General features: G+C 68.4%; 1 protein-coding gene. It reads left to right on the top strand.

Going from position 1 to position 225, the window contains the following annotated elements; all coding sequences use genetic code 11:
* Nucleotide 1: 1 nt before the first annotated feature.
* Nucleotides 2-225 (top strand): helix-turn-helix transcriptional regulator (locus tag A3722_RS08490; protein WP_236627373.1); only part of this gene is annotated, 224 nt, incomplete at its 3' end.

Below are 225 nucleotides of genomic sequence, written 5' to 3'. Positions count from 1 at the left end.
GATCGTGCGAGGGGAGACGCCAAACAGCCGGGCCGAGGATTTGGCCCGGCTGTTTGGCGTCTCCCCTCGCACGATCTACCGCGATATGGGCAAGCTTAGCGCGGCGGGCCTGTCCATCGCCGGGACGCGGGGCGAAGGCTACCGGATCACCCCGGCGATCACCCTGCCCCCGCTGACCTTAACCCCGTCTGAGTTGGAGGCGCTGAACCTCGGCCTTGCCGTCGC

The organism is Sulfitobacter sp. HI0027, assembly GCF_001634775.1.
Lineage (GTDB): Bacteria > Pseudomonadota > Alphaproteobacteria > Rhodobacterales > Rhodobacteraceae > Sulfitobacter.
Note: the sequence above shows the minus strand (reverse complement) of the source record. Positions and strands in the feature narration are given on the sequence as shown.